At 70.3% G+C, this 21,410-nt stretch carries 21 protein-coding genes; 12 read left to right on the top strand and 9 right to left on the bottom strand.

Annotated features, from left to right (window positions below; translation table 11 throughout):
* Positions 1-35: 35 nt before the first annotated feature.
* Together ACZ6WN_RS09755 and ACZ6WN_RS09750 are read right to left on the bottom strand one after the other, a co-directional pair.
* Positions 36-650, bottom strand: coding sequence for a hypothetical protein (locus tag ACZ6WN_RS09755; protein ID WP_465864398.1), 615 nt, complete (start codon positions 648-650; stop codon positions 36-38).
* A gap of 31 nt (positions 651-681) precedes the next feature.
* Positions 682-2,010 (bottom strand): MFS transporter, encoded by a 1,329-nt coding sequence (locus ACZ6WN_RS09750; protein ID WP_465864397.1) that lies wholly within the window; start codon positions 2,008-2,010, stop codon positions 682-684.
* A gap of 79 nt (positions 2,011-2,089) precedes the next feature.
* Between ACZ6WN_RS09750 and purS the strand changes: the two genes are divergently transcribed.
* Entirely contained in the window at positions 2,090-2,332 is a 243-nt protein-coding gene (gene purS / locus ACZ6WN_RS09745; protein ID WP_091045685.1) for a phosphoribosylformylglycinamidine synthase subunit PurS, read from the top strand.
* Entirely contained in the window at positions 2,329-2,997 is a 669-nt protein-coding gene (gene purQ, locus ACZ6WN_RS09740) for a phosphoribosylformylglycinamidine synthase subunit PurQ (RefSeq protein WP_465864396.1), read from the top strand. Before purS ends, purQ begins: the two co-directional genes overlap by 4 nt.
* A gap of 89 nt (positions 2,998-3,086) precedes the next feature.
* Here the strand turns inward: purQ and ACZ6WN_RS09735 are convergent, their stop codons facing one another.
* Entirely contained in the window at positions 3,087-4,526 is a 1,440-nt protein-coding gene (locus tag ACZ6WN_RS09735; RefSeq protein ID WP_465864395.1) for an MFS transporter, read from the bottom strand.
* A gap of 188 nt (positions 4,527-4,714) precedes the next feature.
* On the opposite strand from ACZ6WN_RS09735, the gene ACZ6WN_RS09730 reads away from it, so the two are divergent.
* From ACZ6WN_RS09730 to ACZ6WN_RS09705, 6 genes are all read left to right on the top strand, one after another.
* Entirely contained in the window at positions 4,715-5,266 is a 552-nt protein-coding gene (locus ACZ6WN_RS09730; RefSeq protein ID WP_465864394.1) for a TetR/AcrR family transcriptional regulator, read from the top strand.
* A gap of 24 nt (positions 5,267-5,290) precedes the next feature.
* Positions 5,291-5,797 carry a YflT domain-containing protein gene (locus ACZ6WN_RS09725; protein WP_465864392.1) on the top strand — a complete coding sequence of 169 codons (507 nt, stop codon included), beginning with the start codon at positions 5,291-5,293 and terminating at the stop codon, positions 5,795-5,797.
* Positions 5,798-5,898: 101 nt separating this feature from the next.
* Positions 5,899-6,318, top strand: coding sequence for a hypothetical protein (locus tag ACZ6WN_RS09720; protein WP_465864390.1), 420 nt, complete (start codon positions 5,899-5,901; stop codon positions 6,316-6,318).
* An 11-nt stretch (positions 6,319-6,329) separates the two neighbouring features.
* Entirely contained in the window at positions 6,330-8,126 is a 1,797-nt protein-coding gene (locus ACZ6WN_RS09715; protein ID WP_465864388.1) for a M91 family zinc metallopeptidase, read from the top strand.
* 4 nt (positions 8,127-8,130) lie between these two features.
* Positions 8,131-8,724: a hypothetical protein gene (locus ACZ6WN_RS09710; protein WP_465864386.1), complete on the top strand. Its 594-nt coding sequence runs from the start codon at positions 8,131-8,133 to the stop codon at positions 8,722-8,724.
* Positions 8,724-9,353 (top strand): hypothetical protein, encoded by a 630-nt coding sequence (locus ACZ6WN_RS09705; protein ID WP_465864384.1) that lies wholly within the window; start codon positions 8,724-8,726, stop codon positions 9,351-9,353. Before ACZ6WN_RS09710 ends, ACZ6WN_RS09705 begins: the two co-directional genes overlap by 1 nt.
* 4 nt (positions 9,354-9,357) lie before the next feature.
* Here ACZ6WN_RS09705 and ACZ6WN_RS09700 read toward each other — a convergent pair whose 3' ends face one another.
* The gene (locus ACZ6WN_RS09700) at positions 9,358-10,710 is read right to left on the bottom strand and encodes a glycoside hydrolase domain-containing protein (protein ID WP_465864382.1); all 1,353 of its coding nucleotides are present in this window, start codon (positions 10,708-10,710) and stop codon (positions 9,358-9,360) included.
* A gap of 58 nt (positions 10,711-10,768) precedes the next feature.
* Positions 10,769-12,160, bottom strand: coding sequence for a sulfatase-like hydrolase/transferase (locus tag ACZ6WN_RS09695; protein WP_465864380.1), 1,392 nt, complete (start codon positions 12,158-12,160; stop codon positions 10,769-10,771).
* A gap of 182 nt (positions 12,161-12,342) precedes the next feature.
* Here ACZ6WN_RS09695 and ACZ6WN_RS09690 point away from each other — a divergent pair, with 182 nt between their 5' ends.
* Together ACZ6WN_RS09690 and purL are read left to right on the top strand one after the other, a co-directional pair.
* The gene (locus ACZ6WN_RS09690; protein WP_465864378.1) at positions 12,343-12,987 is read left to right on the top strand and encodes a hypothetical protein; all 645 of its coding nucleotides are present in this window, start codon (positions 12,343-12,345) and stop codon (positions 12,985-12,987) included.
* Between the two features lie 51 nt (positions 12,988-13,038).
* The gene (gene purL, locus ACZ6WN_RS09685) at positions 13,039-15,327 is read left to right on the top strand and encodes a phosphoribosylformylglycinamidine synthase subunit PurL (protein WP_465864376.1); all 2,289 of its coding nucleotides are present in this window, start codon (positions 13,039-13,041) and stop codon (positions 15,325-15,327) included.
* Here purL and ACZ6WN_RS09680 read toward each other — a convergent pair.
* The gene (locus tag ACZ6WN_RS09680) at positions 15,246-16,013 is read right to left on the bottom strand and encodes a DUF2306 domain-containing protein (protein ID WP_465864374.1); all 768 of its coding nucleotides are present in this window, start codon (positions 16,011-16,013) and stop codon (positions 15,246-15,248) included. The two genes, purL and ACZ6WN_RS09680, sit on opposite strands and share 82 nt — an antisense overlap.
* 103 nt (positions 16,014-16,116) lie before the next feature.
* Between ACZ6WN_RS09680 and ACZ6WN_RS09675 the strand changes: the two genes are divergently transcribed.
* A complete protein-coding gene (locus ACZ6WN_RS09675; protein ID WP_465864372.1) occupies positions 16,117-16,848 on the top strand; it encodes a TetR/AcrR family transcriptional regulator in 732 nt (243 codons plus the stop codon).
* 20 nt (positions 16,849-16,868) lie between these two features.
* On the top strand, positions 16,869-17,888 hold the full coding sequence (locus tag ACZ6WN_RS09670; protein WP_465864370.1) for a CAP domain-containing protein: 1,020 nt from the start codon (positions 16,869-16,871) through the stop codon (positions 17,886-17,888).
* A 64-nt stretch (positions 17,889-17,952) separates the two neighbouring features.
* Here ACZ6WN_RS09670 and ACZ6WN_RS09665 read toward each other — a convergent pair whose 3' ends face one another.
* The 3 genes from ACZ6WN_RS09665 to ACZ6WN_RS09655 form a co-directional block, all read right to left on the bottom strand.
* On the bottom strand, positions 17,953-19,461 hold the full coding sequence (locus tag ACZ6WN_RS09665; RefSeq protein WP_465864368.1) for a DHA2 family efflux MFS transporter permease subunit: 1,509 nt from the start codon (positions 19,459-19,461) through the stop codon (positions 17,953-17,955).
* 117 nt (positions 19,462-19,578) lie between these two features.
* Positions 19,579-20,385, bottom strand: a complete 807-nt coding sequence (locus ACZ6WN_RS09660) for an ABC transporter permease (RefSeq protein ID WP_465864366.1) — start codon at positions 20,383-20,385, stop codon at positions 19,579-19,581.
* The gene (locus ACZ6WN_RS09655) at positions 20,382-21,407 is read right to left on the bottom strand and encodes an ATP-binding cassette domain-containing protein (protein ID WP_465864364.1); all 1,026 of its coding nucleotides are present in this window, start codon (positions 21,405-21,407) and stop codon (positions 20,382-20,384) included. Before ACZ6WN_RS09655 ends, ACZ6WN_RS09660 begins: the two co-directional genes overlap by 4 nt.
* Between the last annotated feature and the right edge of the window lie 3 nt (positions 21,408-21,410).

The following is a 21,410-nucleotide window of genomic DNA, read 5'->3' as shown; positions in this document are numbered from 1 at the left end:
AAGATCGCGTTCACCAGGTGGCTGCGATCTTCGACCTACGGTGCGATGTGTTCGTTGCGATCCACGCCGAGCGCGTCGAGGGCCGCCTCGACCGCGGCGATCCGCCCGCCTCGGTCGGCCGGGATGAGCTCGACGGAAGCGTGGCCGTCGGCGATCCGGATGCCCAGGAGGGTGCGGTCGGCGTGAGGGAGCCGCTCGACCTGCACCCGGAAGGCTTCCGCTCTCCGGTCGAGAACCCATCTCGGCTCCGTGTCGCCCATGCCCCAGACCTCGATGAGACCAGGACGTACGCCGAGAGCGATCGCCGCTCCGTTGTTGAGGCCGACCTGGTTCACCCCGAGCGCCCGCGCGTGCTCCCTGGTGCCCTTCGATGCGAACCCCGTGACGACGGCGGCATCGGGATGGGCCGCGAGGATGCGCTCGGCGAGGACGCGTCGGCGTCGGGTCATCATCGGCATGACCACGGCGATCACGACCGCGCACAGAGCCGAGGACACGGCCACGGTGATCAGGACCCCGATGGCTCTGCCGTCGGCGCCGAACGCTTGGGCTGCCAGTAGGGCAACGAGTGGCGCGACGCCGAGCGTGACCTTCACGAGATGGTTGCGACGCTCTGCGCGTTTGTCGAGCCGTCTGCGTGGTGCGGGCATCGCGAGATCTCCAGTCTTCAAGAGCACTGAATCATCGCGTGTCGGGACGTGGCGGGCCATGCCTTTTCGGGACCGGCCGCCGTGGGTCGGTGTTCCCCGACGTGCGCCGCCGCGGCCGCCCGCCGGGTGGATCAAAATGCGACGGTGTTCGGAACCGGAGCATCTCGTGGGCCCCGGCGCCGACGGCGGCCAGCGCGAGCAGGCAGGTGACGCCCCCGCTGACCAGGGCGAACGAGCCCGAGGTCAGCTGGGCGACAGCGCCGCCGCGGAGGTTGCCGATCTCCGGCCCGCCGGCGCCGACGATCATCTCGATCGCGGCGGTCCGGCCGCGCAGGTCGTCGGGCACGGCGAGCTGGATCAGGGTGCCGCGGGTGACGACGCTGACCGAGTCGGCGGCTCCGGCGACGGCGAGCAGGGCCAGGCACAACCAGGGCGAGGTGGCCAGCCCGACGGCGCCGAGGCTGAGGCCCCACACGGCGGCGGCGACGATGGTGATCACGCCCGGCCGGCTGCGCCGGGTGAACGAGCCCGAGAAGAGGGAGGCGGCGACCCCGCCGACCGCGATCGCGGTCAGGAACAGCCCGAGGGTGCGCGGGTCACCGTCGAACCTCTCCTCGTTGACCAGCGGGAACAGGCTCACCGGCATGGCCAGGACGGTCGCCGCCAGATCGACGAGGAGCACGCCGCGTACGACCGGCTGGGTGGACGCGAAGCGCAGGCCTTCGAGGACTCCGCCGCCGCTCGTCCTCGTCGCGGGCGCGAGGGCCGGGAGGCCGGCGACCCCGAGGAACCCGGCGGCGAAGGAGGCCGCGTCGACGGCGTACGCGATCTCGAGACCGGCATAGCCGATGATCAGCCCGCCCAGGGCCGGGCCCAGGAGCATCGACCCCTGGAAGCTCAGCCGGTTGAGGGCGAGCCCGGCGGCGACCTGGTCGGTGGTGAGCAGCCGCGGGATCACGCCCATGCCCGCGGGAGCGGCTACCGACCCGGCGGCCGCCATGAGCGCGACCAGCGCGAGGACGGGGCCGAGCGAGGAGGGCGAGGTGCCGAGCCAGAGGGCCTGGGCGACCAGCAGCAGCGCCAGCACGAGCTGGACGACGGTCGTCGCCATCAGGATCGAGCGCCGGTCCACGCGGTCCGCCACGGCGCCGCCCCAGAGACCGATCACGAGCATCGGGACGAGCTGCGCGAGCGCGACGCTGCCGGACCAGAACGGGCTGTGGGTCGCCTCCCAGACCTGGTACATCACCGCGACGACCGAGATCTGCCCACCGAGCCCCGAGACGGCCCGCCCGATGAAGAACCGGCGGAAAGCAGGTGACGTACGCAACGGGGTGATGTCGATCAGCAGGTGGCGCACGAGGACCGACGGTAAAGCCGGTGATGGCCGATCGCCAACGGTTTAGGTGAGCGGCGTATGGCCCACCTAGACTGCAGCCATGCCTCGCGTTGTCGTCGACGTCATGCCCAAGCCCGAGATTCTCGACCCGCAGGGGAAGGCCGTTCTCGGCGCCCTGCCGCGGCTCGGGTTCACCGGGGTCACCGAGGTCCGTCAGGGCAAGCGGTTCGAGCTGGAGATCCCTGAGGTCACCGACGACGCGCTCGCCCAGATCGAGAAGCTGGCCGAGACCTTCCTGGCCAACACGGTGATCGAGAACTTCGTCGTTCGGGTCGAGCAGTGAAGATCGGCGTCATCACCTTCCCGGGCACGCTCGACGACGTCGACGCCCAGCGCGCGGTCCGCGTCGGTGGCAACGAGGCCGTCGCCCTCTGGCACGGCGACCACGACCTGCAGGGCGTCGACGCGGTGATCCTGCCGGGCGGCTTCTCCTACGGTGATTACCTGCGCTGCGGTGCCATCTCCCGCTTCGCCCCGATCATGACCGAGGTCATCGAGGGCGCCCAGAAGGGCCTTCCGGTGCTCGGCATCTGCAACGGCTTCCAGATGCTGGTGGAGTCCCACCTGCTTCCCGGCGGCCTGCTGCGTAACGACCACCTCAAGTTCATCTGCCGCGACCAGAAGCTGCGCATCGAGAACGCCTCCACCGCCTGGACCTCCGCGTTCACCCAGGGCCAGGAGATCGTGGTCCCGCTGAAGAACGGCGAGGGGCAGTACGTCGCCGACGCCGACACCATCAAGCGGCTCGAGGACGAGGGCCGCGTCGTCGCGCGCTACCTCGACGTCAACCCCAACGGCTCGGTCAACGACATCGCCGGCATCACCAACGAGGCCGGCAATGTCGTCGGCCTGATGCCCCACCCCGAGCACGCGGTCGAGACCCTCACCGGCTCCGGCACCGACGGCCTCGGTTTCTTCACCTCGCTGGCCGAGAAGGCCTTCGCCTGACCTCAGGCGTACGAATCGGCCCGGCTCGCGAATCGCGAACCGGGCCGATCGTCGTCTGGGTCTGTTCCTCCGCCTTGCTGGAGGAACGCTCACTCGACCCCGGGAGCGACCCGCCCGGGGACGTACGCACGCGACCCGGAGGGTCGCCGGAGCACGACGCTCAGCGAGGCGATGATCCCGAGCGCGCCGAGGGCGGCCGCGGCGTAGAAGGCCTCCCGCATCCCGGGGACGACCTCGCCGGGGGTGCCGTTGGCGACGTAGACCGAGGCGATCACGGCCAGCCCGATCGAGCCACCGAGCTGCTGCATGGTCTGCACCAGACCCGAGGCCGAGCCGGCGTGGGCGGCGTCGACGCCCTCGAGGCCGAGAGCCGTGGTGGAGGTGAAGACGAGCGAGGCGAAGGCGCCGTTGAGCAGGAACGGGGCCAGCACGGCGCCGGCGTACGTGCTCGACTCCGTCAGCGTGCTCAGCCACAGGAACGACACCGTCAGGCCGGTGGCGCCCAGGACCAGCACCCGCGGCATCCCGATCCGGGCCGCGATGCGCGGCGCGATCCGCGACATCGCGAAGATCATCAGGGTGAGCGGCAGGAACGCCAGTCCCGAGGCGAGCGGTCCCATGCCGAGCACGCCCTGCAGGTAGATCACGGTCAGGTAGAACGTCGCGAACTGGGCTCCGACCAGCCCGACCGCGGCGATGAACGCGGCGACGCGGCGGTGGCTGTTGAAGAGGTGGAGCTGCAGCAGCGGGTGGGCGACCCGGCGCTCGGTGAGCACGAGGGCGACCAGCAGGAGCAGGCCGACGACGATGCCGCCGATGGTGCGCACGGAGGTCCAGCCGTGCTCCGGTGCGCCGATCAGCGACCAGACGATCGCGGCCGCACCGCCGGTGGCGGTCACGGCGCCGACGATGTCGAAGCGCCCCGGTCGCGGGGCGGTCTCGGCGACGAGGCGGCCGACGAGGGCGAGCACGACGAGCCCGATCGGCACGTTGATGAACAGGGTCCAGCGCCACGACGCGATGTCGGTCAGGATCCCGCCGAGGATCAGGCCGATCGAGGCACCGCTGGAGGAGACGGCCGCGAAGAGGGCGATCGCCCGGGCGCGGCCGGCCTCATCCTTCGCCGACGTGGTCAGCAGCGCGAGCACCTGGGGTGCGGCGATCGCGGCACCGAAGCCCTGCAGCGCGCGGGCGATGACGAGCAGGTCGTCGGTCGGCGCGAGCCCGCCGGCCAGTGAGAAGAGGGTGAAGACGGAGAGACCGGCGACGAACGTACGCCGCCTGCCGAAGACGTCGCCGAGCCGGCCGCCGAGCAGCAGCAGGCCGCCGAAGGCGAGGGTGTAGCCGTTGAGCACCCAGGTGAGTGCCGCCGGGGTGAACTCGAGGTCGTCGGCGATCCGGGGGAGTGCGACGTTCACGACCGCCGAGTCGAGGACGATCATCAGCTGGGCGACCAGGACCAGGGCGATCCCGGCGCCGGCGGCCTTGGCGGCCGCGGGTGGCTTGGGTGGTGCCACGGTGGATGTCATTCAAGAGCTCCTGTTGGAGACGGAAAGAGAGTACAGTGAAGCGGAGGAAGTCTCCGCTTGTATGGAACACTACCGGAGTGTGTCTCCGGTTAGCAACGCCTTTTCGATCGGGCGCCGTGTCGTGCCGGCGGTGACTGCTGTTAACGTGAGGCCCCCGCAGAGTGGCGGGAGCCACGGAGGAGGTCTGGATGAGAGCCGACGCGAAGCGCAACCGCGAGCGGCTGATCGAGGTCGCCCATGCGGTGTTCAAGGAGCGCGGCCTCGACGCACCTCTGGACGAGGTGGCTCGGCGCGCGGGTGTCGGTCCTGGCACCCTCTACCGCCACTTCCCCACGCGCGAGGCGCTCCACGAGGCGATCATGGCGACCTGGATCGAGGAGGTCTCCGCCCATGTCGAGAAGGCGATGGCGACCGAGGGTGGCTGCCGGGAGAAGCTGCTCGCCTGGTTCGAGGAGTACGTCTCGCTGCTGACCCGTCACCAGGGTGCCGCCGCCAAGATCACGGCCTCCTTGGGCTGCCAGGACTCCCCGCTGCGCACCAAGTGCCAGACCTACGCCGACGCCAACGAAAGTGTCCTGACGGAGATGGCCGACCAGGGCGTGCTGCGCGACGGTGTCGACAACCTCGACGTGTGCCGTCTCCTCGGCGGCGTCGCGACCATGGCCGACCAGTCCTCGCTCGAACCCAAGGACGTACGTCCCATGCTCGACGTCATCGCGAACGGCGTCCTCAAATCCTGACCCCATCTGGGGCAGACTGGACATATGTCCTTCACCTCGCCGGTAAGCGGCCCGCAGAGCCCGCTGAAGCTGGAGTTTCCTCAGTCGCTCGCGACCTATGACGACTACGCCGCCGCCCAGAAGACGGTCGACTTCCTCTCCGACAAGGAGTTCCCGGTCGAGAACTGCATGATCGTCGGCACCGAGCTGAAGCAGATCGAGCGGATCACCGGCCGCCTCACCTGGAGCAAGGTCGCCTTGGCGGGCGTCCTGTCCGGTGCCTGGCTCGGTGTCTTCGTCGGCCTGATCATGTCCCTCTTCGGCAACGAGAACTTCCTCTTCATCCTGCTCTCGACGGTGCTGCTGGGTGTCGTCTTCGGCCTCATCTGGTCGCTGATCGGCTACGCCGCCACCCGCGGCACCCGCGACTTCTCGAGCGTCAAGGTGATCGTGCCGACCAAGTACGAGGTGCTGGTCGAGCACAAGGTCGCCGCCCGCGCCCGCGAGCTCCTCGCCGACCTGCCGGGCGCCCTCCCCAACCCCTTCTCCTGAGCGCTCACCGCCGCGCCTGTCTCAGATGATGAGACAGGCGCGGCGTTCGCGTGTAGTCACGCGTCTTCCGGGGAAGAACTCCGATGGAGAGGGAGGCCCCGATGTCATCTCAGATCAACGTACGTCCCGACGATCTCGTCAGGCTCGCCGACCGCTGCATCGACTGGGCGATGGACCTGACCGCTGCGACCACGGACAACGCCGGCGCGCTCGAGGTCGCCTCGCGCGACGCCGGCAACACCGCGGGCGGCTACGCCACCACGGCTGCCCACGGGCCGCTGGTCGAGGCCGCGTCCAGCGCGCTCGAGTCGTTCGCCGCGGTCTTCGAGGCCGACGCCGACGCCCTCATGCTGTGTGCGTTCGACATCTCCGCGACCGACGAGGAGGTCGCCCGAGCGGCCCGGTCCAGCAACTCGCTGCCCCCTGGGCCGACGCCGCGACCGCCGGAGCCGACCCCGGGTCCGCCGCCGCCTTCGCCCACGCCGAGCCCGTCCCCGGGCCCCACCCCGACCCCGCGCTGAGGAGCCCCGAGATGTCCGAAGGCACCTGGAAGCTGTGGGACGACGCGGCGTCGATCGACGACGCGTCGCGAGGCTGGACCTCGATCGCGAAGGCGCTCGACGGCGTCACCGAGTCGTTCATCAGCCGCTCCAAGGACGTGGTCGCCGACTGGGAGGGCCAGACGGCCGAGTCCTACGAGGGGCACCGCAAGACGCTCCTGACCGACCTCGACAAGGCGCGGGACCTCGCCGACAAGGCGTCCGCGGCGACGGCCCGGATCGCCGGCACCGTACGCATCGCCCAAGGTCACCTCGACCAGTCCTGGGCCACCGTGGCCCACGTCCCGCACCAGGGCAGCCCCTCGGGCGACATCCGGTTCGAGCCCGAGACCCCCGCGGACAGCAAGCTCGTCACCGACGCCATCGCGCGAGCCTCCGAGATCCGGTCCGGCCTCGACCGCGACCTCGACGCCGACCGGCAGGTGCTGGTCGACACGACCGCTGCCTGGCAGGGGCTGTCGAGGAGCATGGCGGCGATCGCCGAGTCCGGGCAGGACCCGTTCCACCTCCCCGCCGACGTCGACTCGGTCGGCATGATCAACGTCGACGGAAAGACCTACATCAACACCGGCAGCGGCGACGACGTGGTCACGGTCGGGATCAACCCGTTGACCGGGAAGCAGGTCGTCACCGTCAACGGTCAGATGTACGAGGTGCCTCCCGGCAACGAGATCGTCATCCGCGCCGGCGAGGGCAACGACGAGATCAACGTCCCGCAGGGCACCAACGTCAACCTCTCCCTGCTCGGCGGCAGAGGTGACGACCGGCTCAACGGCGGCAGCGGCAGCGACCGCATCCTCGGCGGCCAGGGCCGCGACCACATCTTCGCCGGCGACGGCGACGACCGGATCTCGGGTGGCACGGATCGCGACTACATCGACGCCCAGGGCGGCAACGACCTCGCCACCGGAGCGGGCGGCGACGACACCGTCTACGGCATGGCCGGCAACGACCGGATCAGCGGCGGCCGCGGCCAGGACTACCTCGAAGGTGCCGACGGCGACGACCTGCTCGTCGGCGGTGACGGCAACGACATCGCCTCCGGTGGTGACGACAACGACCGGATCCACGGCGGCGCCGGTGACGACGTGAGCTACGCCGGGCGGGGGACCGACACCACCTACGGTGGCTCGGGTGACGACAAGGCCCACAGCGAGTCCGGCGATACCGACGAAGACGTCGAGCAGCACGTGACGGTCCAGATCACCGAGGTCCCGGAGTGGATCAAGATCGAGGGTTCACCCGAGTTCGTCGCTCGGACCCGTGCCGACCTCGAGATGCTGGCCGCATCCCCGACAGGGCAGCAGATGCTGGCTGCGCTGGACCGGAGGCACGACGACTCGGGTGTGTTCGGGATCGGGCAGGAGAACCTGACCATCCGCGAGTACGTCGGTGACACCCCGAACAGCTCGGCGTCCGACGGGCCGATGGGCGGCAACGAGATCGAGTACATGCCGGACATCGACACGATGAACACCGGCAACCGGTATCCCCAGACGCCTGTCGACGGCCCGCCGGTCGGGGTGCTCTACCACGAGATGGCGCACGTCTACGACTACATGCACGACACGCTCGAGCCCGGCGAGTATCACGGTGACGACCCCGAGAACCAGGGGACGAACAACCGTGAGCGCGAGGCTGCCGGCCTACCTGTCGACCACGACAACGACCCGAGCACGCCGGAGCAGATCGATCCCGACCATCCCTACGTCTACACCGAGAACGGGCTCCGCGACGAGATGGGAGCGCCGCACCGTGATCACTACTAGGTCGATGATGCTCGCATCGCTGCTGACGGCGGGAGGTCTGGTGATGAGCGGCTGCGCGAAGGTTCCGGAGGGGGAGCGGGAGATCGAGGGCGTCCAGTTCGAGTCCCGGATCGCCACGGCCGGCGATGCGCTCGAGGTCAGCTATCGGGTGATCAACGGCGCGAAGACCGACGTCTACGTGGTCGACGCGGTGCCGACGTACGCCAACGGGGCGCTGCAGCCGCCATCGGCGGACACCGTCTACGTCCTGGGCAGCGGCGGCAGCCGGGCGGAGGTGAGCAAGCGGGTCTTCGCGCTGCCGGACGACAAGACGTTCGCCCAGATGCCGGCGGTCGGTTGGGCCAAGCTCGCGGCGGGTGAGGAGCTGGAGCGAGACGTACGCGTGCCGCTCCCGCTCGAGGAGAATCGCCCGTTCACCGACGACTCCGTCGAGGAGCTCCCGGACCCGGTCGAGGAGGTCATCTTCTGCGTCGGTGTCCTCGACCTCCGCGATCTCTACCCCGACGGCGTGCCCGCCGAGGTCACCGGGCTCGCCCACTCCGACTCGGCCGCCGAGGCCCAGCAGATCTTCTGCTCCGATCCGGCGCCCCTGGACTGATGACGCGCGTCGGCGCACTCGTGGTGGCGCTGCTGATGTCACTCAGCGGGTGCGCCGAGGACTCGCCCTACGGCGAGTTCGGTCCGTCGGGCTCGTCTCCCGCGCCGGAGGCGACGTTCGATGCCGAGGTGGCAGTCGGCGACACCGAGGTCCGGGTGATCTACCGGTTCGTCAATGACGGTGCTGCGCCCCTGCTCCTCATCAACCGGCCCGCGGTCCCGGCGGGGGCGGGCGTCCGCTATCGGGAGGATGCGGCGTACGTCACCGAGGACGCCGGGGGTGGGGCACTGCTGTCGCAGGCGATCTTCGGCTTCCCGGACACCGACCAGACCTGGGCGTCGATCCCGAGGGTCGGGGTCACGGAGGTGGCGCCGGGCCAGGCGGTCGAGGTCGATGTGCGGTCGGCGTTGCCGTTGACCTGGTTCCATCCGTTCGGGACCGACCTCGGAACAGGGCCGATGTCGATCCCGAACGACGTCGACGAGGTCCGGTTCTGTCTCGGCGTGGTCTCGGCACCCTTTCCCGAGTCGATGACGCCGCGGACCGAGGAGGGCCAGACCCGGACCGTCGGCCACGCCGGCGCCGCCCAGCACCTGTTCTGTTCGGAGCCCGAGGAGCTGCGAAGCTGAGCGGTCAGCGGCCGTGGGCCAGGTCGTACCAGGTCACCTCGGTGGCCATGCCGGTCGCGCTGCGGCCGAGACGCTTCTGGTAGGCGACGAGGGCGACCTGGGTGTTCCAGTCGAGGACGCCGGTGATCTTCGGACGCTCGGGCTCGGAGGTGGCACTGAGCGCGCGCTGGAGGTCGCGGACGCTCTCGCCGGAGGAGCCGCGCTTCAGGAGCGGGCGGCTGTTCGCCGCCCACAGCGTCTTCCAAGCGCCCTGGGTCCAGGTCTTGCGCACCGTCAGCCCGTGGGAGCGCTGCCAGGCGTTGACCGAGCGCACCAGCCCCGCGTCGTACGTCCCGTCGATCGGGCCGCCGAAGCTCCCGCGCTCGCGGAGCATGCACTCGAGCGCCTTGGTGTAGATCGGCGAGGGGGTGTAGGAGCTGGTGCGCGGCCTCAGGGCGGGATACGAGGTGAAGCTGACCGGGACGCCACCGCAGTGGGTCACCGGCCGCGCGTAGGAGCCTCGGCCGAGGTCGACGAAGTTGGAGTCGATCTCGATGGTGGTGCCGCCGTGGGTCTCCTTGTGCGGGCCGCGGTACTGCTTGACGCGGCGGTGCGGGCTCCACGGCTTCTCGGGGATGTAGCGGGTCGAGGTGCCGGCGCGGCCGTCCCAGTCGGCGATCCACAGGTCGGCCGGGTAGACGAAGCCGCGCGGCTGGGCGTGCCAGACGGCCTGCATCGCCTTGATGCCGGACGACGCGCTCGAGTACAGCCCCGGGCGGTAGCCCAGCTTCTTGATCCGGTAGCTCCAGGCCGAGACGAACCACATCGCCGACTCACGGCAGCGCTTGTTGCCGATGTCGAAGCCCTCGAGGTCGTAGAACATCGTGCTGCCGGCGGCGATGCCGTAGCGCTTGGCGGCGTTCACGGTCGCGTCGGCCTGGTTGACGCCCTGGCGCTTGGCGGTGGCGTACTGGTCGGTCGAGCGGGCGCTGATCCGTGGGTCGTCGCGGTAGCGCGGGAAGTGCGGGTTGCAGGAGGCCTGCGGGCCGAGCGTGATCGGCAGGAGCCGCCACCCGCGGGCCTGCTGAGTGCGCACCCAGGTCGCGCTGAGGTTGGTCTGGGTGCGGCAGCCGCGGGAGTTGCCGGCGATGTAGATGCCGACCGCGCCGAAGTTGGAGTGCTTCCACCAGCGGTCCATCGCCGCCTGCGACGGCGCCTGGCACTGGTCGAAGCCGTAGCCGGTGAAGTTGCCCGGCGTGACCGGGTTCGCGGCGGCCGCGGGGCTGGGTGTTGCCAGCCCCGCGACGCCGACGACACCGGAGATCAGGCTCGCGCCGAGTGCCCGTCTGACGTACTTGAACCTGGTGAAGTCCCCCATATTTCGTCACGGTAGTCACAACCGTCACTTAGTTACCAGTGGACTCGCCCGGCGTGGGTCAGGAGTACGCCAGCAGCGTCTCGTCGATCTTCTCCCAGGCCGCGCGCAGCTCCGCCAGGTCCTCGGGCCGCTTCCGGGCCAGGTCGGCCTGCTCGCGTACGTCCTGGCTCAGGTCGTAGAGGTGGTCGGTGCCGTCGAGCTGCAGGTACTTCAGCGAGCCACGGCGCAGGGCCCGCTGTCCGCGCATGCGCCAGAAGAGGTCCTGGGTCTCGCGCGGCCGGCCGCCGAAGAGGTGCGGGACCAGGCTGGTGCCGTCCAGCGGGTAGTCCTCCGCCGGCGTCGCGCCGGCGAGCTCCAGGAAGGTCGCGGTCCAGTCGGTCGTGACCGCGGGCTCGTCGCTGACCTGGCGGCCGGGCAGGGTGCCGGGCCAGCTCAGGATGGTCGGCACCCGGATGCCGCCCTCGTTGAGGCCCGACTTGGCTCCGGTGAACGGCCACACGTTGGAGAACCGCTCGCCGCCGTTGTCGCTGGCGAAGAAGACCACGGTGTCGCGGAGCTGGCCGGTGCGCTCGAGGGCCCTGATGACCTGGCCGATCGACTGGTCGAGGTCCTCGACCATCGTCTTGTACGTCGCCAGCGAGCCGCCGTCGTTGTGGAAGAGGACGCCCTTCTCGCCGTCCTCGATCCGGGCGGTCAGCTCATCGCTCACGGCCTTGTCCTCGGGGCCCTCCCAGGGCCAGTGCGGGGTGGTGAAGTTGAGGTTCAGCAGCCACGGGGCGTCGTGGTCGCGCTCGATGAAGCTGACGGCCTTCTCGGTGACGATCTCGGTGTAGTAGCGAAGGTCCTCGACCTCCACCTCGTCCTCGTAGAGGTCGTGGTCGCCGTTGTGGTTGATCTTCGAGAAGTAGTCGAGGCCACCGGAGAAGTTGCCGAAGAACTCGTCCCAGCCGACCCGGGTCGGGCTGTACCAGGGCAGGTAGCCGCAGTGCCACTTGCCGAAGAGCGCGGTCGCGTAGCCCTGCTCCTTCAGCAGCGAGGCGAGCGTCGGGTGGTCGAGCGGGATGCCGTGGAGCTCGTTCGGCGACGAGATCGGTTCCGGGAGCCCGCCGGCCAGGCGGCCGGGGTAGCGCCCGGTGTAGAGGCCGAAGCGGGTGGGGGAGCAGACCGAGGAGGCGGAGTACGCATCGGTGAACCGCACGCCCGAGGCCGCGAGCCGGTCCAGGTGGGGCGTCTCGATGTCCGGGGAGCCATAGGCGGACAGGTCGGCCCAGCCGAGGTCGTCGCCCAGGATGACCAGGAGGTTGGGCTTGCGCTTGGGACGGGTGACCTTGCGGGCCTTGAACGGCGCCTCGGTGGCTGCGTTGGCGGGAGTGGCGAGGCCGGTGGCGGCGACCGCGCCGGCCCCGGTGGCGAGGAGGCTGCGTCGGCTGAACGTGCTGGGGGAGGACACCGGATGGCCTTTCTTTAGTGAATAACTACGGATAGAAGACTAGGTGGTGGTCCAACCGGTGGGCGGGGGTCTCGGGTCGCGGACGCCACGGGACATTGGTCCCGTGGCATATGGGCCCTAACCAAAGCCGCGCGACGGCGTTACCTTGGTAAAGGAACGGATCGCCAAGGGGGTGGGGACCTGTGCAGCAGCGACGTGATCGGGTGACGCCGGTCCTCTTCGCGATCACGGTCATGCTCGCGCTGACGGTCGCCGGGATCATCCATGTCGCCCACGGTGGCGAGGTGATCGGACCCTTCGCGGTCGCCGACCAGGTCAGCTCGACCACCAAGCAGGCCAACACCCCCTACGTCTGCTGGGACGGCAACGGCTCGGGCTCGCTGACCCGGTGCCCGGACCCGCGCGGCGAGGACGGCATGAAGTGGGTCTTCCCCGGCTACCAGGAGGCGGCCCGGAGCGGCGACTGTGCCCACGGTGAGACCGGCCCGCGCGATCTCTTCGTGGAGTGCTCGATGTCCTGGCGCGACACCCCGGTCTACCTCCACTACGCCTACTGGGACGAGTGGCGGACCGGCCAGAAGAAGTACGCCGCCATCGGGTCGACCCCGATGATCGAGCAGCGCCCCGACGGCGCGATGTCGCTCTACTGGCGCCCGCGCCGGTTGCCCACCCCGCACGGCGAGGCCTCCTGGGTCACCGCCGAGATGGTGGAGGGTCACGGCTGGAGCGTCGCCGCCTACGCCGGCGACGGTGAGGTGGCCCGGGCCGCGCTCGACGAGTTCGGTGAGATCCGCGACCTGCGGGAGTGGCGCGGGCTGCCCCGCTGACGACCGGTGACGAGTCGGGGGATTGGGCACTTCTGACGTAGATTTCTGCCCGTGACCGAGACTTCGTCCGCTGCCGTTGCGTCCGATCTTCCGCTCCTGGACACCGTGCACCACGCTGCCGGTGACCCTGACCGAGACCAGCCCTGGGCCGAGCTCGGCCTGAAGGAGGACGAGTACGCCGAGATCCGCCGCATCCTCGGGCGCCGCCCGACCGGTGCCGAGCTGGCGATGTACTCGGTGATGTGGTCGGAGCACTGCTCCTACAAGTCCTCCAAGGTGCACCTGAAGCAGTTCGGCGAGATCCCGCAGGAGACCCCGGCCGGCAAGATGCTGGCCGGCATCGGCGAGAACGCGGGCGTGCTCGACGTCGGGCAGGGCTACGCGGTCACGTTCAAGGTCGAGTCGCACAACCACCCCTCCTACGTCGAGCCCCACCAGGGCGCCGCGACCGGCGTCGGCGGCATCGTCCGCGACATCCTCGCGATGGGCGCGCGGCCGGTTGCCGTGATGGACCCGCTCCGCTTCGGCCCGCTCTCGGAGCCGGACACCCACCGGGTGCTGCCCGGGATCGTCTCCGGGGTCGGCCACTACGGCAACTGCCTCGGTCTGCCCAACATCGGTGGTGAGGCCGTCTTCGACGCCTCCTACCTCGGCAACCCGCTGGTCAACGCGCTCTGTGTCGGCGTACTGCGCCACGAGGACCTCCACCTCGCCAAGGCGTCCGGCGCCGGCAACCTGGTGATCATGTACGGCGCGCGCACCGGTGGCGACGGCATCGGCGGCGCCTCCATCCTGGCGTCGGTCGAGTTCGACGAGGACGGTCCGGCCAAGCGCCCGAGCGTCCAGGTCGGCGACCCGTTCATGGAGAAGCTGCTGATCGAGTGCACCCTCGAGCTCTTCGCCGCCGGCATCGTGCGCGGCATCCAGGACTTCGGCGCGGCCGGCATCTCGTGTGCCACCTCGGAGCTCGCCGCTGCCGGTGACGGCGGCATGCACGTCGAGCTGACCAAGGTCCCGCTGCGTGACTCGACGCTCGCGCCGGAGGAGATCCTGATGAGCGAGTCCCAGGAGCGGATGATGGCCGTCATCGCGCCCGAGGACGAGGCCACCTTCATGGCCATCTGCGACAAGTGGGACGTCGAAGCGGCCACGATCGGCACCGTCACCGGCGAGGGCCGGCTCCGCGTCGACTGGCACGGCGAGCCGATCGTCGATGTCGACCCGCGCACCGTCGCCCACGACGGCCCGGTCTACGAGCGCCCCTACGCCCGTCCGTCGTGGCAGGACGCCCTGCAGGCCGACGTGGCCGAGAAGCTCCCGCGCGCGGCCTCGGCCGACGAGCTCCGCTCGACCATCCTGACGCTGGTCGCCTCCGAGAACCTGTGCGACAAGTCCTGGATCACCGAGCAGTACGACCGCTACGTGCGCGGCAACACCGTCCTCTCCCAGCCCGCCGACGGCGGCATGATCCGCGTCGACGAGTCGACCAACCTCGGTGTCGCGCTCGCGACGGACGCCAACGGCCGCTTCGCCAAGCTGGACCCCTACGCCGGTGCCCAGCTCGCGCTCTCCGAGTCCTACCGCAACGTCGCCTCCGTCGGCGCCAAGCCGCTGGCCATCTCCGACTGCCTCAACTTCGGCTCCCCGGAGGACCCCGACGTGATGTGGCAGTTCGCCGAGGCCACCCGGGGCCTGAAGGACGCCTGCCTCGAGCTCGGCATCCCGGTCACCGGCGGCAACGTCTCCCTCTACAACCAGACCGGCGACGTCGCCATCCACCCCACGCCGGTGGTCGCGACGCTCGGTGTGATCGAGGACGTCACCACGCGTACGCCTTCGGACTTCCAGGCGGCCGACGAGGTCGTCGTCCTGCTCGGCGAGACCCACGAGGAGCTCTCCGGCTCGGAGTGGGCCCACGTCGTCCACGGCCACCTCGGCGGGCTGCCGCCGAAGGTGAACCTCGGTGCCGAGAAGGCGCTCGCCGAGCTGCTGCTCGAGGCACGCTTCGTGACCTCCGCCCACGACCTCTCCGACGGTGGCCTGATGCAGGCGCTCGCCGAGCCGGCGATGTCCTCGGGGATCGGCGTCTCGGTCACGCTGGCCGGCGACCCGTTCGTCGCGCTCTTCTCGGAGTCGGTCGCCCGCGCGATCGTCACCGTGAAGGCTGACGACGTCGAGCGGCTCACCTCGCTGGCCGAGCGCCACGGGGTCGCCGCGACGAAGCTCGGGGTGACCGGTGGCGCTGCCTACTCGATCGCCTATGACGGCGGCGCCGTCGAGATCCCGCTCGAGGAGCTCACCGGCGTCTGGCGCTCGACGCTGCGCGACGCGCTGGCCTGACGGTCCGCGCGGTCCGCGCGGTCCGCGCGCCGGCGCGGCTTGCGGTGGATGATCCACTCGGCGATCAGCAGGTTCACGACCCAGCTGACCCAGGCCGAGGCCGCGGCCGCGCTCGCGAGGGTGGGGTCCTCGGTACCGATGTCGGCGCCGGTCATGACCTCGGGCACGAAGATCATGAGCAGCACCATGCCCCAGAACCGGTTGGCGACGATCGAGAACGCCATCGCATAGCTGCGGTACATCCACTCGCGGTGGTCCTTGAAGCGCCGCTGCCGGGCGGCGCGGTAGCCCTGCACGGTGAACAGCAGGAACAGCACGGCCAAGAAGGTGTTGCCGACCTGCTGCGACGGCCCGGCGGCGGGGAACTGGCTGGTGACCAGCGCCGCCACGCCGGTCGGGATCGCGGTGGCGACGTAGGTGCGCCCGGTCCAGCGATGCACCTTCGGGTGGTTGGTGCGCAGCCACGGCCACAGCTGGAGTACGCCGCAGCAGAGCATCACCGAGCCGAAGAAGATGTGCGTCACCAGCGCCGGGTAGAAGGCCGGCCCGCGGTCGGTGTCGACGAGCGACTGCGACGGGTCCAGGCCGACGTACCGCGGCAGGGCCGTCACCAGGAAGATCACCGTCACCGCGGCCAGCGGGAAGACCCACCACTGGCGTGCCAGGGGTCTTGTCGAAGTGCTCATGAGCCGTCCGATCTAATAGCGTATGATGTTAACTGTTTACAGGGTACGCAGTTAGAGAGGGTGGTCAACCCGTTTCTGGAAGAAGCAGTGCATGATGGACGCGATGAGCTCCGAACTGATCCCTCGTCTCTGGGGCAAGCCTCCGGTCGGCCGGCGTGGCCCGAAGCCGGCGCTGAGCGTCGCCCAGATCGTCGAGGCCGCCTACGTCATCGCTGATGAGCAGGGCCTTGCCGCCGTCTCGATGGCCAGGGTCGCCGAAGCGGTCGGCTGCTCGCCGATGGCGCTGTATCGGCACGTGAAGAACAAGGACGAGCTGCTCATCCTGCTCGCCGACCGCCTCAGTGCCGAGCTGCCGGAGCCGTCGCGGGACCTGGGGTGGCGCGAGGGTCTGGCGGCCTGGATGCGTGCGCAGGTCGATCTGGCGCTGAGCAAGCCGTGGTTCCTGGACCTGCCGCTCGGGGCCGCGCTGCCCGGGCCGAACCGGCTCGCCTGGCTCGACCTGGGGTTCTACTACCTGCGCGAGGTGGCGCTGCCCGCGGAGGAGAAGCTGGCGATCCTGGGCATCATCGCGCAGTACGGCCTGGGCGAGGCGAGGATCGAGGTCGAGGCCGCTCGGCTGACGGAGAACCCCTATGCGACGTTCGAGCAGATGCTCGTGACGTACGCGGACCCGGAGCGGTTCCCGAACCTGATGGCGTCGATGGCCACCTGGCAGCCCGCCGGGCCCGACGAGGAATCCGACTCCGACGACCCGTCCGCGTTCGGGCAGAGCCTGCTGATGGCCGGGATCGCGGCCCACATCGAGCGCCATCTCGAGCGCAGCGTTCCCAAGTAAAGGTCGATACCCTGGCGGGGATGTTCCCCCACCTGCATCGCCCCGTGTCCTACGTCCTCGCCCTCGTGCTCGCTGCCGGAGCGCTGCTCCTCGGCGCCGCTCCCGCGTCCGCGGGGGAGGGCGGCACCATCAAGCGGCTGGCGAACTCCGCGCGCGCCGACGCAGGTCTGGACCCGCTCGCGCGCGACTCCGCGCTCGACGGGCTGGCCCGGAAGTGGGCCTACAAGATCGCCGCTGATCGGGCGCTCTCGCACAACCCCGACCTCGCCGAGCAGGTGCCGGAGGGGTGGCAGGGGGTCGGGGAGAACGTCGCCATGGGCTACCCGACCGGCGCGGCGATGCACCGGGGCTGGATGGGCTCCGACGGTCACCGGGCCAACATCCTGGGCGACTACACCCACATCGGGATCGCCTTCGTGAAGGTCGACGGCACCAGCTGGGGCGTCCAGGTCTTCGCGAAGTACCCGCCGGGTGTGCGGCCGACCGCGAAGCCGGAGGCCACCGCCGCGCCGGCACCGACCACTCCGACGAAGACCAAGGCCCCGACTCCGCGGCAGACCGCGAAGCCCAAGAAGTCGGCGACGAGCTCGCCGACCCCGTCGCGTACGCCCTCCGCCTCCGTCTCCGCATCGCCGTCGACGTCGCCCTCGGCGTCGGCCTCCGAGTCGGAGTCTGCCTCGGCTCCGCCGGGGGGCGACTCCGAGACCGCAGGCCCGGTGACCTTCACCGGCGCCTCGGACTCGCCGAGCCCGGCCTCGAGCGGGCTGTTCGGGATCGGCTACGTCGAGATGGCGGTCGCCGTGCTCGGGCTGTCCGGTCTCGGGCTGCTCATCGCCTTCCTGCTGGCCTCGCGCCGCCGCCGTGAGCAGCGTCGACGCGCGATGCTGGCTGAGCAGGCCCAGCTCGCGAGAACCCGCCCGGCACGGCCGTTCCCGCCGCAGGCATTCCCGCCGCGGCCGTACCCGCCCCAGCCGTATTCGCCCCAGACGTACCCGCTGCAGCCGTACCCAGGCGCCCCAGGTGGTCGCCACCAGCGCTGAGGGTCGAGGCGGCCAAGCTCGCCGAGTCGGCTCGTCATGACGCGCCGACTCGGCGTGGGTCGTGTCAGTTCGCGCCGACTCGGTCGGTTGTCATGTCAGCTCGCGCCGACTCGGTGGACGGGCCGGTGGCGGAGCGAGCCGACGGCGTACGCCGGAAGACGAGGAACGCGACGACCCCCGAGATCGCCATCATCGTGACCGGCAGCCAGAACGCGACCTGCAGGGCCTCGGCGGCCAGCGGCGCGACGGCTGCTCGCTCGGTGGGGGAGAGGGCGCTGAGCGCCCCGACGCCATCGCTGCCCAGCCCGGGCAGGCGGGCGGAGAGCGCGGCGGCCAGGAGCACCGAGACGCCGGCGGTGCACAGCGCGGTGGCGACCTGGTTCATCACGTTGATCATCGTCGAGCCGGCCGGGATGGCGCTGTCCTCGAGGTAGCGGGTGGCGATGGTCATCGTCGGCAGCATCACGAACCCGGCGCCGGCGGTCGCGACTGCATGGGTGGCGGCCAGGGTCGCCATCGGTGCGTCGGCGCTGAGCTGGAGCGCCAGGGCACCGAAGCCCAGCGTGGAGACGATGATGCCCGAGCCGATCACCGGCAGGGGCGGGAAGCGGTCGATGAGGCGGCCGGAGATCTGGATCATGATCCCGGCCGCGATGCCGGCCGGAGCCATCAGCAGTCCCGCCGTGGTGGCGGACTCGCCGCGTACGACCTGCCAGTAGAGCGGCACCAAGATCATCGAGCCGAAGTAGCCGCCGGCGAAGCAGACCAGCAGCGCGGCGCTGCCGCCGGTCAGGCGCCGGCCGAGGAGCCGGATGTCCAGCAGAGGAGCCGCGGCGCGGAGCGCGTGCCGGACGAAGAGCGCCACGAGGACGATTCCGGCCCCGATCGGGACCAGCACCTGTGCGTCGAGCAGGGTGCCCTCGGCGAACGAGGTGCCCAGCACGAGGAGTGCCATCGCGGGAGGGAGCAGGAGCAGGCCGCGTACGTCCAGACGGGCGCTCGGACCGCGCTCCAGGCGCGGAAGGTTGCGCATCCCGAGGACGAGACCGAGCAGGCCGAGCGGCAGGTTGATCAGGAACATCCAACGCCACGACATCGTGTCCAGCAGCCAGCCGCCGAGCACCGGTCCGAAGACGGGGCCGACCAGCACCGGCAGGCCCATCAGGGCCATCAGACGGCCACGCTCCTCGGGCGGCGCCGAGCGCAGCGTCAGGGTCATCGCGGCCGGCATCACGAAGCCGCCGCCGAGCCCCTGCAGCACCCGGAACGCGATCAGCGACTCGACGTTCCACGAGGCCGCGACCAGGCCGGAGCCGATGGTGAACACGCCGATCGCGGTCAGGAAGACCTGGCGGGCGCCGAACCGGCTGATCGCCCACGCGGCGGCCGGGATGACCGTTGCCAGGGCGAGCGTGTAGCCGGTGGCGACCCATTGGATCACGGGCAGCGAAGCGCCCGTCTCCTGGGAGAGACGGGCGATCGCGACCGCGACGATCGTGATGTCGATCGGGATCATCACCGTTCCGGCGATGACGGTGAGCACGATCGTGGTCGGACTGGGCTGTCGAGTCATGCGTTCAGCCTGCAAGTTCAAGTTGACTTGAGGTCAAGGGAAAGGGGGTAGTCCGGTAGCGAACTGTCTATTACTGGCGAGTATTTGCGCAGTTCGCTACCGGACTATCCCGGCGGTTCAGCTCGACCTCTCCATGGTCCGTACGCCGACGAGCACCCCGAACACCGCGACCGCTGCCGCCGCGACGAAGCCGCCGATGACGACATCGGCCGGGAACTGACCGGCGAAGAGCGCCCGCTCCGCCTCCACGACGTACGTCATCGGGTTGATGTCGCTGAGGAAGCGGAGCCAGCCGGGGGCGCCGTCGAGGGGGAGGAGGACGCCGGAGAGCAGCAGCAGCGGGAAGATCAGCATCTGCTGGACCGTCCAGAAGACCCAGTCCTGCTCCTTCGCCGCGGTGGCCAGGGCGAAGCTGAGCGCACCCAGGCCGATCGCGAAGAGCGAGACGATGACGGCTCCGACCAGGACCCCGCCGAGATGGAGGTCGAAGCTGAACGGGGTCACGACGGCGAGGATGACGGCGGTCTGGACCAGCACCGGCACGACCTCCTTCAGGGCTCGTCCGACCAGCAGGGACGGCCGCGACAGGGGCGAGACCAGCAGCCGCTCGTGGGAGCCGGAGCGGATCTCCGCGGTCAGGTCCGCACCGGTCATCGAGGCGCCCATCAGCGCGGTCATGACGACGATGCCCGGCACGAACCACTGCAGCGCGCTGCCGCTCTGGACGTCGGGCAGGAGCGGCGCGAAGAGGCCCAGGAAGACCAGCGGCTGCATCATCGCGAAGAGCATCGAGGCGGGCTGGCGAAGCTTGGGCGTGAGCTCGCGGAGCAGCACGGTCCAGGTGTCGGTCAGGAACCCGGTCGGGTTGCTCGGCACCCGGTCGGTGTGCCGGACCTGTGCGGTCGGGACGGTGAGGGTGGTCATGCTGCTGCTCCTTCGGTCTGGGTGGTGGTGGACTGGGAGGTGGACTGGGCCGACTCGCGCAGGCTGCGGCCGGTCAGGTCGAGGAAGACGTCGTCGAGGGTGGGAGTGCGGACCTCCATCCGGATCGCGGGAGTGCCGTGGGCGGCCAGGTCGATCGCCATCGCCGGCGCGCTGTCGGCACCGCGCGGGGTGCGGATCGAGACCTGCGTCCCCTCGCGCTCGATGAGGGTCGGACCGGACAGCGCCGACTCGGCGCGGGATGCGGCGGCGGTGGCGTCGGCCTCGGTGCCGAAGCCGAGGAGGACCAGGTCGCCGAGCCGCTCCTTGAGCCGGGTCGCGGTGTCGTCGGCGATCACCACCCCGTGGTCGACGACGATCACGCGCCCGGCGAGAGCGTCGGCCTCCTCGAGGTAGTGGGTGGTGAGCACGATCGTGGTGCCGTCCTGGTGGAGCCGGTGGATCTGCTCCTGCAGATTGGCGCGGTTCTGCGGGTCGAGGCCGGTCGAGGGCTCGTCGAGGAACAGGACCTCGGGGTGGTTGAGCAGCCCGATCGCGATGTCGAGCCGTCTCCGCTGGCCTCCGCTGAGCGTCTGGACCGGGCGGTCGGCGTACTCCTGGAGGTCGAAGGCCACGAGCAGCTCCTCGATGCGCGCCTTGGCCGCGGTGCGCGGGATGCCGTGGGCGCGGGCCTGGGACATCAGCTCGTCGCGGCCGCGCTGCACGAAGGCCGCGGCATTGCCCTGGCCGACGTAGCCGATCGAGCGCCGGACGGCCGCCCGTGAGCGTACGACGTCATGGCCGGCGACCTCGGCGGTGCCGGAGGTGGGCGGGATGAGGGTGGTCAGCATCCGCAAGGTGGTGGACTTGCCGGCGCCGTTGGGACCGAGGAAGGCGACGAGCTCACCTCGGTGGATCTCGAGATCGAGCCCGCGTACGGCCTCGACGGTCTTCTTGCTACGGGTGAAGTGCCTGGTCAGCGCCTGAGTGCGGATCACCGGCCGCTGGTTGCTGTGGTTCGTCATGTC

This window comes from Nocardioides sp. NPDC054178 (genome assembly GCF_055585005.1).
The sequence above is the reverse complement of the archived record's forward strand: the minus strand, read 5'-3'. Positions and strand labels throughout refer to the sequence as shown.

Excerpts from the sequence above, each read along its gene's own strand:
- ACZ6WN_RS09730 (WP_465864394.1), top strand. The coding sequence starts at position 4,715 with ATGAGAGCCGACGCGAAGCGCAACCGCGAGCGGCTGATCGAGGTCGCC.
- ACZ6WN_RS09660 (WP_465864366.1), bottom strand. The coding sequence starts at position 20,385 with ATGACCACCCTCACCGTCCCGACCGCACAGGTCCGGCACACCGACCGG.
- ACZ6WN_RS09705 (WP_465864384.1), top strand. The coding sequence starts at position 8,724 with ATGACGCGCGTCGGCGCACTCGTGGTGGCGCTGCTGATGTCACTCAGC.
- ACZ6WN_RS09655 (WP_465864364.1), bottom strand. The coding sequence starts at position 21,407 with ATGACGAACCACAGCAACCAGCGGCCGGTGATCCGCACTCAGGCGCTG.
- ACZ6WN_RS09670 (WP_465864370.1), top strand. The coding sequence starts at position 16,869 with ATGTTCCCCCACCTGCATCGCCCCGTGTCCTACGTCCTCGCCCTCGTG.
- ACZ6WN_RS09710 (WP_465864386.1), top strand. The coding sequence starts at position 8,131 with ATGATGCTCGCATCGCTGCTGACGGCGGGAGGTCTGGTGATGAGCGGC.
- ACZ6WN_RS09715 (WP_465864388.1), top strand. The coding sequence starts at position 6,330 with ATGTCCGAAGGCACCTGGAAGCTGTGGGACGACGCGGCGTCGATCGAC.
- purS (WP_091045685.1), top strand. The coding sequence starts at position 2,090 with ATGCCTCGCGTTGTCGTCGACGTCATGCCCAAGCCCGAGATTCTCGAC.
- ACZ6WN_RS09755 (WP_465864398.1), bottom strand. The coding sequence starts at position 650 with ATGCCCGCACCACGCAGACGGCTCGACAAACGCGCAGAGCGTCGCAAC.
- ACZ6WN_RS09720 (WP_465864390.1), top strand. The coding sequence starts at position 5,899 with ATGTCATCTCAGATCAACGTACGTCCCGACGATCTCGTCAGGCTCGCC.
- ACZ6WN_RS09700 (WP_465864382.1), bottom strand. The coding sequence starts at position 10,710 with ATGGGGGACTTCACCAGGTTCAAGTACGTCAGACGGGCACTCGGCGCG.
- ACZ6WN_RS09735 (WP_465864395.1), bottom strand. The coding sequence starts at position 4,526 with ATGACATCCACCGTGGCACCACCCAAGCCACCCGCGGCCGCCAAGGCC.
- ACZ6WN_RS09680 (WP_465864374.1), bottom strand. The coding sequence starts at position 16,013 with ATGAGCACTTCGACAAGACCCCTGGCACGCCAGTGGTGGGTCTTCCCG.
- ACZ6WN_RS09665 (WP_465864368.1), bottom strand. The coding sequence starts at position 19,461 with ATGACTCGACAGCCCAGTCCGACCACGATCGTGCTCACCGTCATCGCC.
- ACZ6WN_RS09675 (WP_465864372.1), top strand. The coding sequence starts at position 16,117 with ATGAGCTCCGAACTGATCCCTCGTCTCTGGGGCAAGCCTCCGGTCGGC.
- ACZ6WN_RS09725 (WP_465864392.1), top strand. The coding sequence starts at position 5,291 with ATGTCCTTCACCTCGCCGGTAAGCGGCCCGCAGAGCCCGCTGAAGCTG.